We start from the raw sequence: 14841 nt of genomic DNA on the forward strand, positions 1-14841 counted from the left end.
CGTGCGGCCCGCCGTACGGCCCTCGATCCCGCACAGCCGCACAGCCACACAGGAGGAACGGACAGGTGCTCTCACTGCTGACCGGAGCATGGAGCCTGGAGTGGAGCACGGGGGTCTTCCTCGTGGCCGCCGCCGTCACGGTGGTGTGCAGCGTCCGGCTCGCCACCCTCGGCGACATCCTCGCCGACCGCACGGGCTGGGGCGAGGCGCTGTTCGGCGCGGTGCTCTTCGGTCTGATCACCTCCCTGTCGGGCATCGTCATGACGGCGGTCAGCGCGGCGGCCGACCGGCCCACCCTCGCGTACAGCAACGCGGTGGGCGGCATCGCGGCGCAGACCCTGGCCGTGGTGGTCGCGGACGCCTTCCACCGGCGGGTCAACCTGGAGCACGCCGCCGCCTCCCCCTCGAACCTGCTGTTCGGCTGCCTCCTCACCGGACTGCTGGGGGTCGCCCTGATGGCCTCCTTCAGCCCCGAGGTGACCCTGCTGGGCGTGCATCCGGCCTCGATCGTGCTGATCGCCCTGTACTGGGGCGGCGTCCGGCTCATCCGGGAGCACGGCGAGCCGATGTGGCGCGCGGTCCGCACCCGGGAGACGCTGCCGGACGTGCCCGACGAGCAGCCCGCCACCGGGCGCGGGACCCGCGCGCTGTGGACCGAGTTCGCGCTGATAGCCGTCCTGGTCATGGCCGGCGGCTGGGCGGTGGCCCGGGCCGCGGAGCGCCTGTTGGACCTGACCGGGATGAACGCGGGGTTCGTGGGGGCCGTCCTGATGGGCGTCGTCAACGCCCTGCCCGAGACGGTGGCGGCCGTGGCGGCCGTACGGCGCGGCGCGCTGACCCTGGCCGTCGCGGCGATCATCGGCGGGAACTGCCTGGACGTCCTCAACCTCGCGGTCGGCGACCTGGTCTTCCGCGGGGGCTCCCTCTTCCACGCGGCCGGCACCAGCGAGCTCTTCCTCACCAGCACGGCCCTGGTGATGACCACCGTGCTGCTCGGCGGGCTGCTGGTGCGGCAGAAGCGGGGCTGGTGGAAGCTGGGATTCGACGGGGTGCTGCTGACGACCGTCTACCTGTGCAGCGTGGCGGTACTGGCGTTCTGAGCCCGGCGGCCCCGTGGCACGCCGCCCGCGCCACCCATACCGGAAAGTGCCCGGAGCGTCCGTGGGCCCCGCCCCGGTCACAGAGGGTGGGAGGAACGGTCTGCCGGAGCTGTGCGGACACAGACGGGCACAACTGTTCGTGACCGGGGCGGGGCCTGGGCGACAGCCGCGTCGCACCTCCGACAATGACGGCAGTCGCGCAGCGTGGCAAGCGGTGACGCACCGGAACGGCGTTGTTGTACGAGTCCGGCGCCGTGCCGTACGGGTCTGTACGGCTCCGCGGGTGTCCGTTCCGGATCCCCGGAGCGTCCGTGCCGCCCGGTCACCGGGCGGCACGGACACCGGCGCACCATCCGTCAGCCGCTCAGCTCGGGCTTGCCGAACAGCACCGCGTAGCCGGAGGGCAGCTGGCTCAGCACCTGGTTGAGCTCTCCGCCGGAGACCGAGCCGGCCAGGGTGGCGAGCACGGCGCTGGCGTCCCACTCCGCGGTCCTGGGACGGGCGCCGGTGCGGTCGGCGACCCGGCGGAGGAACTCCTCCATGCCATAGGTCTCGGGCCGCTCCGGGCGGCTCTCCAGGAGGAAGTCGCCCAGCGGGCCCGGCAGCTGCGCGGCCAGGTCCTCGCTCTCGTCGGGGGTGATCCGGGAGGCGAGCACCTCCAGCACCGAGGTGGTGATCCGCTCGGCCTCCTGACTGCTCTTGTACTCCCCGAGCTCACGGACCCGGGCGAGGAACTCGTCATACCTCATCGCCGACATCTCCTTCCCGGCTGACCGACCGGCCTCTTTTCGGCCCGCTGTCCGGCACAGCCCTTCCTGAGTTCCCGGACAACCGGCGACAATGCCCCCGAACCACCGCACAAAGTGCCCGGACGCCGTCTCCGGTCCGGCCGGCGGGTCCGGGCGGGCGTGCTCAGGCGGCCTTCCCGCCGCTCCCCCCTGTCCTCGTCGGTGATCTCCGCGTCGACCACGTCGCCCCCGGCTCCGCCGCCGGCCTGCGCACCGCCCGCGATCTGCTGCCGGCCCCGGGCGTCGGCGTACAGCGCCCGGCCCGGCTTCTGGCTGGTGGTGGCGACCTTCTCGGCGGCCTCACGGATCGCCGCCGTGTTGTCGGTGTTGTCGGTGTTACTGACGTTGTCGACATTACCGGTGGTGTCGGCCTCGGTGGGCCCGCCCTTGAGCTTCTCCTTCAGGTCGGCCACCGCGGCCTCGACCTCGGACCGCACGCCGCCGGGCACCTTGTCCCCGCCCTCCGCCAGGGACCCCCCGGTGGCGTGGACGAGCCGCTCGGCCCGGTTGCGGGTCCCGGCGGCCTCGCGGTGGCGCCTGTCCTCCTCCGCGTACTGCTCGGCGTCGCGCATCATGCGCTCGATGGAGTCCTTGGGCAGCACCGAGCCGCCGGTGACGGTCATGCGCTGCTCCCTGCCGGTGCCCAGGTCCTTGGCGGAGACGTGCATGATGCCGTTGGCGTCGATGTCGACGGTGGCCTCGAGCACCCTCGGCGTTGGCGACGACGGTGGGCTCGCCGCCCTCCGGGACACTCACCGCGGAGTTCGTCGTACCGGGGTCGATACCGACGGCGCGTGCCGTCTCCGCCCTCCTCGTCCCGTCGGCCGGGAACCGAGCCGGGAACCGAGCAAGATGTCGCCTGTCGCCGCTTCCTGCACAGAACGCGAGCCGCCCGGAGTCAGACGCGGAACCGGGGCCTCCGCGACACCCTGGCCCGATGCCCCGTCGGGCAGCGCGGAGGGCAGCACTCCGGGACACTCCGGGCAACCATGCCGCAGTACATGCCAATCGGGGACGGGGCACTTCCCGGGGGGTTACCGTGCTGCGATGAACGACAACGGCGATCCCGACGACGCGGTGCTGTTGGCACAGTTGGACACCACCCCCGGACGCGCCGACGCCTGGGAGCGTCTGCTGGCGGCGGCCGACGAGTTCGCGTCCCGTCCGCACGCCGAGGACGACGTGCGCTGGGAGATGCCCAGGAGGCAGCCGGACGGCAGCATGTCCTTCGGCCGCCCGGTCTACGGCGAACGCGTGGACCGGGCCCGCCGGGCACTGTCCGAGGTCGGCGCGGTCACTCCGGCCTACCACTGGACGCGGCACGTCCCGCCGCGGCTGCCGGACGACGGCTCCCCGCTCCCTCCGGCCGACGCGATGCGACTGGCCACCCACATCGTGCGCGGTGAGCGCTTCGGCGACGGCCACATAGGGAAGGCCCTGGAGCAGGGCATCCTGCAGGCGGTCCTCGCCTCACTGGCAACCTGGCACCGGGATCACCAGGACCACCGGGACCGCTCCCGCGGATAGACCGGGGCGGGCGCCGTGGGCGTGAGGGCTGCGGGTCGTCGCTGACGGCTTCTTCGTCGCTTGGCACACTTTTTCTCGCTGTGGCGTGTGCCACCGGCGGACCGGGGCCGTCCCGGGCCCGGCGAGGGGCCCGGGACGGCGGGAGCCGCCGCCCGCGTCCGCGCGGGGCCGCCGTCGAGGCGCGGCGCGCGCGGGGGAGGCACCGGTGCGGCGCGTCCCCCGCGCGCGCCGCGCCCGTCCCCGTGGCGGTGCACCGGCCAGGGAACCACCACGGGGGCGGCCGGCCCCGGCGTGCGCTCCGCTCGCACCATCCCCCGTCATACGGAGCCGCCGGGGCCGGATCTCCGTGCTGCGGCCATACAGCACGTACCCCGTGTCACGGCACCCCGTCGGCGCCTGACATCCAAAGGTTAGGCGGGCGGGCGCGGCGGTACGGCTGTGCAGGTGCGGCGGCCGGCTGTGCAGGCGATGCGCGCGGACGGAGGGCCGGGCACCCCGGCCCGTGCGGCGACCGTCACCGCGGGCGCCGCCCCGTTCTCACCCCGGGCGCGGGTCGCCGGCCACCGGGTCGTGGAGGATCTCCACCGGCAGTCCGCCGGTGAGGACCAGCGCCCACAGCACGTCGTGGCAGCCGGCTCCGGGCTGTGTCAGCGGGCGGCCCAGTGCCGCCCCGGCCCGGTCCAGGCGCTGCGAGCAGCTGTTGCGGTGCATGCCGAGCCCGGCGGCCGTCCTCCCGACCGCGCCGTCGGCCGCGATCCACGCCGCCAGCAGGTCGCGGGTGGCGGTGTCGAGCGGTTCGAGGAAACGCTCCGCCTGCTGCCGGGCCGGACCGGACCCGAGCAGCAGGGGCCGCAGCCGCGGCGGTCCGCCGCCGGGTTCTCCCGGTTCCCCGGGCTCCCCGGGCTCCTCCGGTGCTCGCGGGTGCTCACCGAGCCGGAACGCGAGCTCGAGTACGGCGCGGTCGGCCAGTCTGCCCCGGTCCAGCCCGGCCTGCCGCATGACCAGCGACAGCCGTTTCCCCGCGGTGGTGCGGTCCACTCCGACCAGCCGGGCGGCGAACGCCGTGCCGTAGCCGAGCGCCAGCCGCGTGGTGTGCACCAGTTGGTCGCGCTGCTCGGCGGGCAGGCGCTCCAGGGGTTCCAGCAGGGCGCGGGCCCACTGTCCCGCGGCGGCGGGCAGGAGTGCGGCCAGCGGGGTTCCGCCGGTGTGGACGGTGATCCGCTCCGGCGTCTGCCGGGCGGTGGCCAGGGCCCGGAACGCGGACTCGTAGGCCCGGGCCGCGCGGCTCCACGGTTCGGGGCCGCTGACCCCGGCCACCCGGCCGGGCGCGCGGACGACGAAGGCCAGCGGGGCGGCGGACCCCAGCTCCGGGCCGGGGTCGGGGTCCGCGCCGGATTCCGGACCGGCACCGGACGGTTCGGGGAGGACGACGATGACGTGCCGGTCGTCGGCCGGGCAGAGCACCACCAGCGCCCGCTTCCCCACCGCCTCCTCGCACTCCCGGGCGACCCCGGCGCGGTCCTCGGCGGCCGCGCACTCCACCACGGCCAGCCGGCCGCCGTCCGCGGTGAGCACGCCCGGCGCCAGCGGTTCGGCCGCCCGTACCGCCGCGGCCACTCCCCCCACCATGAGGTACTGCAGGATCGACACGCGCAGCGCCATCTCGGTCCGGCGCAGCCGGCGGCCCGCCGCGCGTCTCTCCAGCGGGTGCCGCAGCAGGCCCAGTTGCCCGGCGGACAGCGCGACCAGATCGCGCAGCCGGGGCGGCCAGGGTTCGGACCGGACCGCGGCGAGCACCGGGTGCGGGGCCTCGGCGCCCGTCGCGTGCAGCAGGACGTGCCGCTCTCCGGCGGTCAGGGCGGCGGCGTGGGCCCGCCCGTCCCGGACCCGGTCGAGCAGCCGGCCGTGACCGTCCAGCTCCTCCCACTCCTCCTCCCGCTTCCGGGTGCCGGGGCCGGAGCCGGGGCCGGGGCCGGGGCCGATCAGCCGTACCCGGGCGCCGCACTCGTCCGCCAGCAGCCGCAGCAGCCGCCCCGGGTCCTCCCCCTGCCGCTCCAGCCGGGCCGAGAGCCGCAGCAGGCGGTCGCGCTGCTCGACACCCTCGCGCAGCACTCCGGCCAGCCGCCGCAGCACGAGTGCCTGGAGTTCCGCCGCGCCGCAGGGGGAGACGGGTACCAGCACGGGCAGTCCCGCCGCGTGCGCCGCCGCGGCCACCCGCTCCTCCTCCGGTACGGCGCCGCCGTCCCCGGTGGCGAGCGCGACGGCGGCCACTCCCCGGCCGGCCAGCTTCCGCAGGGCCGCGGTGAGTTCGCCGGGCGGTCCGGCGGACCCGGCCGGGACGACGGCCAGCGCCTCACGCATCCGCGCGCCGGCGCCGGCGAGCCGCCAGCGGTCGTCGCACGGCTCCACCCGGCCGATCACCCGTGCGGCGTCCTGCCGTACGCCGGCCGCCCCGCCCAGGTGGCGCAGGATCTGTCCGGCTCCGCCGGTCAGGTCGTACAAGGTCAACATCGCGCCGCTCTCCCCACCTGGCCGTCCCCGCCCTCCGATACTCACCGACCGCCGGGGCACGGCCAAGCCCGGGGCGCCCGTATCCGCCGAGCGGCCGTCAGATCGCGAGAAACGGTGCATGGCCCGTGACAACCAGTAGGAGCGATCCTACTGTTTGCGCTTACAGCGACACGGAGTCAGGGGGCAGGGGAAGTGCGTCGGGCAAGCGTACGGAGACCGGGCCGGAGGCTGGGGATCGCGGCGGTCGTCCTGCTGGTGGTGGGACTGGCCGCCGGAGGGGCGAGTCTCCACCTCCGCGGCGGCTACCTCGACATCGTCCTGTTCGGTTCCACGATGGAGCCGACCTACCGGGCGGGGGAGCGGATCGGCGCGGAACGGATCGACGGCTCCGAGGCCCGCCCCGGCGATGTGGTCCTCTTCCAGGACCTGGCCTGGCGCCCGGACGGCAGCCTGGTCATGGGACGGGTCGTCGCCACCGGCGGCGACCGGGTCACCTGCTGCGAGGGGAACAGGATCAGCGTCGACGGCAGGCCGCTCGACGAGCCCTACGTCCGGGGCGGCGACCCGGTCGGCGTCCCCGGGCTGGAGTTCGACGTGAGGGTGCCCGACGGGCAGCTCTTCCTGGCCGGCGACGACCGCGCCGACTCCTTCGACTCCCGGCTGCGTGCCACCGGCGACCGGCCCGGCACGGTCCCGGCCACCGCCGTGCGCGGCCGGGCCCTGGAGAGCCCGGCGGTGCCCCTGCTCCTGCTCTCCGGAGTACTGGGCGGCGGCGTGCTCACGGTGACCGGGCTGGCCCTGGGCACGGCCGCGCTGATCGTCCGGCGCCGCGCCCAGGACCCGCCCGCCGCGCCGTACGGACACCTCCCGGTCGCCGTGTAGGGCGGGCGGTACCGCGCCGAGCCCGGGTCCTGGGGTCGCCGTCCCCTGGTTCGGCCCGGCCGCACCGGCGAGGATGGCGGCATGGACCTTCCCGAACTCGCCGCGTTCCTGAAGTCCCGGCGCGCCCGGGTCCGGCCCGCCGACGTCGGCCTGCCCGCCGGGCCCCGGCGCCGGGTGCCCGGCCTGCGGCGCGAGGAGGCCGCCCAGCTCGCCGGGCTGTCGGCGGACTACTACACCGAACTGGAGCGCGGCCGCGGCGCCCAGCCCTCGGTCCAGGTGCTGGCCGCCCTCGCCCGGGCGCTGCGCCTGCGCGGCGACGAACGCGACCATCTGTTCCACCTCGCCGGCCGGCCCGTCCCCCCGACGTCCCACGGTCCGGCGGCCCATGTCCAGCCGGCCCTGCTCGGCTTGCTGGACCGGCTCACCACCACCCCCGCACAGGTCATCACCGACCTGCACGAGACCCTCGCCCAGAACGCCCTGGCGGTGGCCCTCATCGGCCGGCAGCCGCTGACGCCCGGCCCGTCGGCGAGCTACGCCTACCGCTGGTTCACCGACCCCGCCGCCCGCGCGCTCTATCCGGTGGACGACCACCCGCACCAGTCCCGGGCCTTCGTCTCCGATCTGCGGGCGGTCGCCGCCCGGCGCGGCCATGACGCCCGGGTGAGGTCGATGGTGGCCGAACTGCGGCGGCACAGCGAGGAGTTCGCCGCCCTGTGGGACGACCACGAGGTCGCCCTGCGCCGCAGGGACCACAAGCGTCTCGTCCATCCCGCGCTGGGCGTGATCGAACTGGACTGCCACAGCCTGTTCAGCGAGGACGGCCGCCAGCGGCTGCTGTGGTTCACCGCCCAGCCCGGCAGCCGGGACGCCGACCGGCTCGAACTGCTCTCCGTCATCGGCACCCAGGACATGACCGCCGAGGAGGGCTTCCCCCGCGAGGCGTCCCACCGCACCGGCCCCGCCGCCCCGTAACCCGCCGCAACCGCTACCCCGCCACCGCCACCACAAGTCCGGTACGGCCGCGCCCCGCGGTGCTTCCGGGACAGAAGACCGCATCCTCCTTTACCGGTTCACCTCTCACTGACATAGTTCCGGCATCCGCTGATGACTTCGAGGCGTCAGCCACCGGAAGGAGCCGGACGATGAGGACGAAACCGCTGGGAGGGGCGCTGTCAGCCGCCTTACTGCTGGCCGTCGCGGGCTGCGGCGGCGGGGGCACGCCCTCGACCGAGACCGCGACCGCCCCCGGCGATCCGGCCGGGGTCTCGGGGGACATCACCGTCCTGACGCACCGGACCGACCTCGTCCAGGACGGCACGATGAAGAAGTACGCCGCCGAGTTCAACAGGACCTATCCCAAGGTGAAGGTGAAGTTCGAGGGCATCACCGACTACGAGGGCGAAGTCAAGATCCGCATGAACACGGAGAACTACGGGGACGTGCTGATGATCCCCGGGGTGATCGCCCAGAACGACTACCCCACGTTCTTCGCGCCGCTGGGCGAGACCGCCGAACTGGCGAAGAAGTACCGCTTCACCGGCAAGACCGACGTGGACGGGAAGACGTACGGCATCGCGAGCTTCGGCACCGTCAACGGCTTCGTCCACAACAAGGCGGTCTGGGAGAAGGCCGGGATCACCGACTGGCCCACCACTCCCGGGGAGTTCCTCGCCTCTCTGGAGGCGATCAAGGACAGGACCGGCGCGGTGCCCTACTACACCAACTTCAAGGACGGCTGGCCGCTGTCCAGCCCCTGGTCCAACAGCGTCGGCTCGGTCAGCTGCGACACAAAGGCCAACGACGAGCTGGCCGACACCGAGGAGCCCTGGACCGAGGGCGGCGACCTGTACGTCATCGACAAGCTGCTCCACGACATCGTCGCGGACGGGCTGACCGAGAAGGACCCGACCACCACCAACTGGGAGAACTCCAAGGGCATGATCGCCCGGGGCGAGATCGGCACCATGCTGCTGGGCTCCTGGGCGATCACGCAGCTGCGGGACGCCGCCGAGCAGGCGGGCACGGACCCGGACGACATCGGGTTCATGCCGTTCCCCGCGCAGAAGGACGGGAAGTTCTGCGCCACGCTGCTCTCCGACTACCAGCAGGCGGTGAACATCCACTCCGACCACAAGTCCGCGGCCCGCGCCTGGATCGACTGGTTCACCGAGGAGTCGGGCTACGCGGAGACGGAGGGGGCGGTCTCGGTCCTGAAGGAGGACCCGATGCCCGAGACCCTCCGGCCCTACCTCGACAACGATGTCGAGTTCATCGAGCGATCCGAGGCGAGGACCGGCGAGGTCAACGCCGTCGACAACGCCTCCGAGATCGGCCTCGCCAAGCCGGACTACCGCAAGAAGCTGGTCGACATCGCCCGCGGCGCGCAGGACGGCGACCTGGAGGGCTACTTCGCCGAGCTCAACAAGCGCTGGTCCGAGGCCGTGCGGACGGCCGGCTGACACCCGGCCGCGGGGACCGGGGACGGGTGGCGTACGCGTCGGCCGCCCGCCCCGGGGCCCGTGCTCTCCCCCGCCCCCGCCTCCCCGCCTCCTCTCTCCCCTCTCCCCGCTCCCGTGTCCGCGGACGACGACAGGCCGAGACGAAGGGCCGACATGAGCGATACGACAGACACCACCGGCACGCCCGGCACGCCCGCCGCGGACGGTACGGCCGGCACGACGGACGCCGCCCCGGCGCTCGGCGTCCGCAAGGCGGCCGCCGCGCCGCCCGGCACCCGTCGGGACCGCTCCCCCACCGCCTCCCCCGCCCCGCCCCCGAGATCCTGGCGCGACCACCCGCTGCGCCGCGTCACCCCGTGGCTGTTCCTGGCGGTGCCGCTGGCGCTGCTGATCACGTTCACCTACGTCCCCGTGGGCAACATGGTCTTCTACAGCTTCACGGACTGGGACGGGGTGAGCCCGGACCGGGACTTCGTCGGCGCCGGCAACTACACCGAGCTGTTCACCCGGCCCGAGCTGTTCCGGGTGTTCTTCGTGAGCTTCTACTACCTGGCCGCCTCGGCGGTGCAGATCGTCCTCGCGCTGTACTTCGCGACGGTGCTGAGCTTCGACGTCCGCTTCCGCAACCTGTTCAAGGGGATCCTGTTCTTCCCCTACCTGGTCAACGGCGTGGCCATCGGCTTCGTCTTCCTCTACTTCTTCCAGGACGGCGGGACGCTGGACTCCCTGCTGTCCTGGTTCGGCGCCGGCACCGACCACGCCTGGCTGGGCACCCCCGAGTCGGCGAACACCTCACTGGCGGGGGTGTCGGTGTGGCGCTTCATGGGGCTGAACTTCGTGCTGTTCCTCGGCGCGATCCAGTCGATCCCCGGCGAGCTGTACGAGGCGGCGCAGCTCGACGGCGCGAGCCGGTGGCAGCAGTTCCGGTACATCATCGCGCCGGGCATCCGGCCGGTGCTGAGCCTGAGCGTGGTCCTGGCGGTCTCCGGCTCGCTGTCGGTGTTCGAGATCCCGTACATCATGACCGGCGGGGCGACGGGGACCGAGACGTTCGTCATCCAGACGGTGAAGCTGGCCTTCCAGTTCAACAAGACGGGGCTGGCCTCGGCCGCGGCCGTCGTCCTGCTGCTGATCATCCTGCTGGTCACCTGGATCCAGCGCCGTATCGTGCCCGACGAGAGGGTTGATCTGGTATGACCCCGGTGCCCGCTCCACCGCCCGCCCCCGCCCTCGTCCCCACCTCCGCATCCGCCGCCGCGCCGCCCCGCGAGCGGCGCCGGTGGCTCGGCCCCGCGCTGACCTACCTGTCGCTGGTGCTCGCCTGCCTGGTGGTGCTGCTGCCGCTGGTGGTGGTCTTCCTGACCTCGCTGAAGACCTCGAAGGAGGTGACGGGCGGCGGCGACGCGCTGTCCCTGCCCGGCGACTGGCTCAACTTCGGCAACTACGCCACGGCGTTCACCGACGGGCGCCTGCTCACCGCGTTCGGGAACACCGCCTTCATCCTGGCCTTCTCCATCACGGGCACGGTGGTGATCGGGTCGATGACGGCGTACGCGATCGACCGCTTCGACTTCCGGTTCCGGAAGCTGGTGGTGGCGCTGTTCCTCGTCGCCACGCTGGTGCCGGGCGTGACCACCCAGGTGGCGACGTTCCAGGTGGTCAACGGCTTCGGGCTGTTCGACACCCGGTGGGCGCCGATCCTGCTCTACATGGGCACCGACATCGTGTCGATCTACGTCTTCCTGCAGTTCATCCGGGGCATCCCGACCACGCTGGACGAGGCGGCGCGGCTGGACGGCGCGAACACCGTCACGATCTTCTGGCGGATCGTCTTCCCGCTGCTGAAGCCGGCGGTCGCCACGGTGGTGATCATCAAGGGCATCACCGTCTACAACGACTTCTACATCCCCTTCCTCTACATGCCCTCGCAGGAGCTGGGGACGATGTCCACGGCGCTGTTCCGCTTCAAGGGCCCGTTCGGCGCGCACTGGGAGCACATCTCGGCGGGCGCGATCCTGGTGATCCTGCCGACGCTGCTGCTCTTTCTCTTCCTCCAGCGCTACATCTACAACGGCTTCGCGCGGGGCGCGGTGAAGTGACCCGCGCCCCGCCCCCGTGGACAGCCGGCCACCCGGTCGGCTGACGCCTCATGCACGGCGACGCGCTCGGTACGGATCAGGCGCAGTTCCGGCGATCACGGCTCGGGGACGTCTTCCACACGGCTCTCGCCGTGCCCCGTTCCGGGAGTCGTGCGCAGTGCCGCCAGGCCGTACCGCTTCCCGATGTCGGTGTCCTCGCCGTAGTGGTGCTCTTCCGGCAGCGGCCGGATCCGGTACGCCGGGGGCGCCGGGTGCGCTCCAGTCCGCCCTCCCGGTGGACACCTGGCTTCACCGGGCACGAGGGCCCGATGCGCGGATCGGGACCGACGATGCGGGAGTTGGGTTCGTCCAGCGGACCGGCGGGCCCGGTACCGCGCGACAGCTCCGCGGAATCGCCGTGGTGACCTGTCAGGACCAGGTGTTCGGGCCGGGAGTTCCTCCCGGGTCACGCGACCGCCGAGGACGCCCACCAGTTGATGACCATGGTGGTGAACGGCGCGTTGCGGTGCAGCGCGAGATCGTGCCCGGCACCGGGAATCAGCACGACCCGGACGTCGGCCGCCGCGGCGAACGCGCTCCGCTGATCGGGTTCGAACGCCGCGGGGTCGTTGCCCCGATAGAGGTAGTCCTCCTCTCCGACGACGACCAGAACCGGCACACGCACGGCCTTCGCGAAGGCGCGGCCCACGAGCTCCTCCGTGAAGCCCGGGACCTCCGCCGCCGTCGTGGCCGACTTCGTCCGCTCGTCGGCGGCGACCGTCGCCGGGTCGGCGTTCGGGAGGTGGTAGAAGAACTTCCGCGATCCCGGCGACGTGGTCAGGTAGTCCGCGGGGAACTTCTCCCTGCCGAGCACGGGATCGGTGGCGGCCGGGACGAGCTCGGGGAACCCGTCGAACGACGGCGCTGTCCGGCGGTACAGGAACCCTGTGACGACCAGCGCGTCGACCTTGTCCGACCGGGCGGCCACGCCCTCGGCGACCACGCTGCCGTAGGAGTGTCCGACGAGGGCGATCGGCAGCCCCCGGTACATGGCGTCGATCCGATCGACGAAGTGGTCGATCGACGCCACCTGCACCGCGGTCGTGACGGACGCGGCCGGCGGCTTCGACGACTTACCGGTGCCGACCCGGTCGAGCGCGATCACCAGCCACCCCTCCCGAGCTGCCTGCCGCGCCTGCGACACGACACCACCCCCGCCGAGATCGAAGTAGTGGTGGTCGTAGGTGGCGCCGGGCACCATGACCTGCACCCCGCGGACCTTCCCCGCCGGGACGTACCGCTCGGCGTGGATCCTGACCGTATCCACTCCGTTGACCCCGACCGCGACCCGCAGGTCGAGGTCACCGCTGTGGCGAGCCGGCTGACCGGCGTACGCGGCGCTCGGGCCGGTGACGACCACGCCGGTCAGCGCGATGCCGACCAGGGCCGCCGCCCGCCACCGCCGAAAATCGGGCTTCTTCACCGCTTGCTCCTTCTGATGACGACCGTCGAAGTGACAAGCTGAGCCTGCGCGCGCTGGATGATCTTGTCCAAGACCGCTTCGATCCGCTGTGATACCAGCGGGGTATCACCACTCTTCACCACCGGCCCCGTCAGTGGCCGAGCTGGCCGCGGACGGCGCCGTCGGGGAACTCCTCGTTGTGCAGGTTGAGGTAGAAGCCGGGCGCGTTGGCGGCGATGCGCTTCAGACCGGCGGGGTCCAGTCCGCCCACGGTGCCGCCCAGCGCGAAGACGTTCTCCGGCACCGGCTGGGTGAACAGCGGGAACCGCACCCGGCCGTTGACACCGGGCCCGCCCTGGTGGACGTGCGCGGCGGTGGGGCTGCCGATGTTCAGCCACGCCACGGAGTAGTCCGCCCGGCCGCCCCGGGGCTGGACGAAGCCGACGCCGTAGCCGTCCAGGTCACCGGCGAACGGCTCGCCGTCCTCGCCGATCTCCTGGAAGCCACTGGCCAGGGCGCGCAGCTTGCCCGCCGTGAAGACGGCGAGCGGGTTGACCTTCTTCTTCAGGTGCCGGAGCTGGCCGCGCACCGCCCCGCCCGGGAACTCCTCGGTGTGCAGGTTGACGTAGAAGCCGCCGGGGTGGGCGGCGAGGGCCTTCAGCGCCTTGGTGCCCACCGTGACCCGGCCCGCGGCGGAGCGCGCCGTCTTCGGCATGGCCGTCGTGAACAGCGGGATCTTCACGTCGCCGTTCCGCCCGGCACCGCCGATGTGGATGTGGCCCGCGCTCGGCGGCCGGATGCCCTGCCACTTGAGTGCGTAGACCAGCCGCTTGCCCTTGACGGTGATCAGCGCGATCGCCCTGCCCTGGCCGTCCCCGGCGGCGGGCCCGCCGGGATCACGGACCTCCTGGTCGCCGGTGAGTTTGGCCGCCAGGGAGAACGACGCGCCCCTCGTGGTGTGCAGGGCGCCGGGCGTGGGGGCGGCCGGGGCAGCGGACGCGCCCGGGACTCCGCCCAGCAGTGCGAGGGCGAGCGCTGCGGCCGACAGGGGCAGAAAACGCCTTCTCATGTGTGCGTCCTTCCGGGAGGCCAGGGGTCGGCCGGGCCGCCCCGCACGGGACGGCCGGTCGTCCCCTTCCACGGACCGGCGCGGTGGGCCACTCAGCCGGGACCGGACTTTGACGCTTTCGCACCAACCCTGAGTCACCGGGCGAGAGTCGTGCGTATCCCCCTCGCGACGCGGTCGCCGCGACCGGCGGCGGCACCGCGACGGGCACACGGATATCACGGACACGAGGACGGTCGTCATGCGCACCCGCATAGCTCTGCTCGTAGCGCCCCTGGCGCTGGTTCTGGCCGCCTGCGGCGGCGGGGACCCGAACGGCTACGGCTCCGCCGCGAGCGCGCCCCCGCCGGTGTCGGCGGACTCCTCCGGCGTCGAGGCGTGGTCCCGGGCACCGTCCGCGAGCGCCCCCGCGGAGGGGCCGGCAGACGGGGCGGGGGACGGCTCGGCAGACGGCCGGGAGGACGCCGGGGACGCCTCGGCCGGTACGTCCGGCGGCTCCGGCGGCACCGCGCGGAGCAGACGCACCGCGCCGCGCGTCGCCGTCCAGGTCGTGGAGTCGGACCTCGGGCGCATCCTGGCGGACTCCTCCGGCCGCACCCTGTACGCCTTCACCAAGGACAAGGACGGGGCGGGCGACTGCGACGCCGACTGCGTCGCGGAGTGGCCGGCGCTGATCAGCCCCGGCGAGGTGGCGGCCGGGAAGGGCGCGGACAAGAGCCTGCTCCGGCAGGACCGGCGCGGCGGCGGCATCAGTCAGGCGGTGTACGGCGAGTGGCCGCTGTACTACTACGTCGGGGACGCCGGACCGGGCGAGCTCAACGGCCAGGGCCTGGACGGCGAGTGGTTCGCCGTGGCCCCCGACGGCAAGCTGGTCCGCAAGGACGGCTGAGCCGGACGGGGCGCCGCCGGTCCAGCCGCGCGCCGATCCGCTGCCTCGCTCCTCCTCGGTGGGCAGGGGCGGGACG

General features: G+C 73.3%; 12 protein-coding genes and 1 pseudogene. 8 read left to right on the forward strand and 5 right to left on the reverse strand.

Annotated features, from left to right (window positions below):
- Positions 1-74: 74 nt before the first annotated feature.
- Positions 75-1100 (forward strand): sodium:calcium antiporter, encoded by a 1026-nt coding sequence (locus tag CUT44_RS32380; RefSeq protein ID WP_233221842.1) that lies wholly within the window; start codon positions 75-77, stop codon positions 1098-1100.
- 356 nt (positions 1101-1456) lie between these two features.
- Here CUT44_RS32380 and CUT44_RS32385 read toward each other — a convergent pair whose 3' ends face one another.
- Both CUT44_RS32385 and CUT44_RS32390 read right to left on the reverse strand, forming a co-directional pair.
- Entirely contained in the window at positions 1457-1849 is a 393-nt protein-coding gene (locus CUT44_RS32385; RefSeq protein ID WP_100205562.1) for a DUF2267 domain-containing protein, read from the reverse strand.
- Between the two features lie 188 nt (positions 1850-2037).
- A pseudogene (locus tag CUT44_RS32390) lies at positions 2038-2619 on the reverse strand (Hsp70 family protein); the annotation flags it as partial.
- A 316-nt stretch (positions 2620-2935) separates the two neighbouring features.
- On the opposite strand from CUT44_RS32390, the gene CUT44_RS33350 reads away from it, so the two are divergent.
- The gene (locus tag CUT44_RS33350; RefSeq protein WP_100205564.1) at positions 2936-3415 is read left to right on the forward strand and encodes a DUF6508 domain-containing protein; all 480 of its coding nucleotides are present in this window, start codon (positions 2936-2938) and stop codon (positions 3413-3415) included.
- A 537-nt stretch (positions 3416-3952) separates the two neighbouring features.
- On the opposite strand, the gene CUT44_RS32405 is transcribed toward CUT44_RS33350, so the two are convergent.
- Entirely contained in the window at positions 3953-5926 is a 1974-nt protein-coding gene (locus tag CUT44_RS32405; RefSeq protein WP_100205565.1) for a helix-turn-helix domain-containing protein, read from the reverse strand.
- Between the two features lie 192 nt (positions 5927-6118).
- Here CUT44_RS32405 and lepB point away from each other — a divergent pair, with 192 nt between their 5' ends.
- From lepB to CUT44_RS32430, 5 genes are all read left to right on the forward strand, one after another.
- Positions 6119-6808, forward strand: coding sequence for a signal peptidase I (gene lepB / locus CUT44_RS32410; RefSeq protein ID WP_233221824.1), 690 nt, complete (start codon positions 6119-6121; stop codon positions 6806-6808).
- A gap of 81 nt (positions 6809-6889) precedes the next feature.
- Positions 6890-7783, forward strand: coding sequence for a helix-turn-helix transcriptional regulator (locus tag CUT44_RS32415; RefSeq protein ID WP_100205566.1), 894 nt, complete (start codon positions 6890-6892; stop codon positions 7781-7783).
- Positions 7784-7953: 170 nt separating this feature from the next.
- A complete protein-coding gene (locus CUT44_RS32420) occupies positions 7954-9270 on the forward strand; it encodes an ABC transporter substrate-binding protein (protein ID WP_100205567.1) in 1317 nt (438 codons plus the stop codon).
- Positions 9271-9423: 153 nt separating this feature from the next.
- Positions 9424-10467 carry a carbohydrate ABC transporter permease gene (locus CUT44_RS32425; protein ID WP_100205568.1) on the forward strand — a complete coding sequence of 348 codons (1044 nt, stop codon included), beginning with the start codon at positions 9424-9426 and terminating at the stop codon, positions 10465-10467.
- On the forward strand, positions 10464-11369 hold the full coding sequence (locus CUT44_RS32430; RefSeq protein WP_100205569.1) for a carbohydrate ABC transporter permease: 906 nt from the start codon (positions 10464-10466) through the stop codon (positions 11367-11369). The genes CUT44_RS32425 and CUT44_RS32430 overlap by 4 nt, the downstream gene beginning before the upstream one ends.
- Positions 11370-11814: 445 nt before the next feature.
- Here CUT44_RS32430 and CUT44_RS32435 read toward each other — a convergent pair whose 3' ends face one another.
- Positions 11815-12831 carry an alpha/beta hydrolase gene (locus CUT44_RS32435; RefSeq protein WP_100205570.1) on the reverse strand — a complete coding sequence of 339 codons (1017 nt, stop codon included), beginning with the start codon at positions 12829-12831 and terminating at the stop codon, positions 11815-11817.
- Between the two features lie 130 nt (positions 12832-12961).
- Positions 12962-13879 (reverse strand): CHRD domain-containing protein, encoded by a 918-nt coding sequence (locus CUT44_RS32440; protein ID WP_100205571.1) that lies wholly within the window; start codon positions 13877-13879, stop codon positions 12962-12964.
- Between the two features lie 238 nt (positions 13880-14117).
- Between CUT44_RS32440 and CUT44_RS32445 the strand changes: the two genes are divergently transcribed.
- Positions 14118-14765, forward strand: a complete 648-nt coding sequence (locus CUT44_RS32445) for a COG4315 family predicted lipoprotein (RefSeq protein WP_100205572.1) — start codon at positions 14118-14120, stop codon at positions 14763-14765.
- Positions 14766-14841 lie beyond the last annotated feature (76 nt).

The sequence above is a fragment of the Streptomyces carminius genome (genome assembly GCF_002794255.1).
Lineage (GTDB): Bacteria > Actinomycetota > Actinomycetes > Streptomycetales > Streptomycetaceae > Streptomyces > Streptomyces carminius.

Excerpts from the sequence above, each read along its gene's own strand:
- CUT44_RS32385 (WP_100205562.1), bottom strand. The coding sequence starts at position 1,849 with ATGAGGTATGACGAGTTCCTCGCCCGGGTCCGTGAGCTCGGGGAGTAC.
- CUT44_RS33350 (WP_100205564.1), top strand. The coding sequence starts at position 2,936 with ATGAACGACAACGGCGATCCCGACGACGCGGTGCTGTTGGCACAGTTG.
- CUT44_RS32405 (WP_100205565.1), bottom strand. The coding sequence starts at position 5,926 with ATGTTGACCTTGTACGACCTGACCGGCGGAGCCGGACAGATCCTGCGC.
- CUT44_RS32415 (WP_100205566.1), top strand. The coding sequence starts at position 6,890 with ATGGACCTTCCCGAACTCGCCGCGTTCCTGAAGTCCCGGCGCGCCCGG.
- CUT44_RS32420 (WP_100205567.1), top strand. The coding sequence starts at position 7,954 with ATGAGGACGAAACCGCTGGGAGGGGCGCTGTCAGCCGCCTTACTGCTG.
- CUT44_RS32425 (WP_100205568.1), top strand. The coding sequence starts at position 9,424 with ATGAGCGATACGACAGACACCACCGGCACGCCCGGCACGCCCGCCGCG.
- CUT44_RS32430 (WP_100205569.1), top strand. The coding sequence starts at position 10,464 with ATGACCCCGGTGCCCGCTCCACCGCCCGCCCCCGCCCTCGTCCCCACC.
- CUT44_RS32440 (WP_100205571.1), bottom strand. The coding sequence starts at position 13,879 with ATGAGAAGGCGTTTTCTGCCCCTGTCGGCCGCAGCGCTCGCCCTCGCA.
- CUT44_RS32445 (WP_100205572.1), top strand. The coding sequence starts at position 14,118 with ATGCGCACCCGCATAGCTCTGCTCGTAGCGCCCCTGGCGCTGGTTCTG.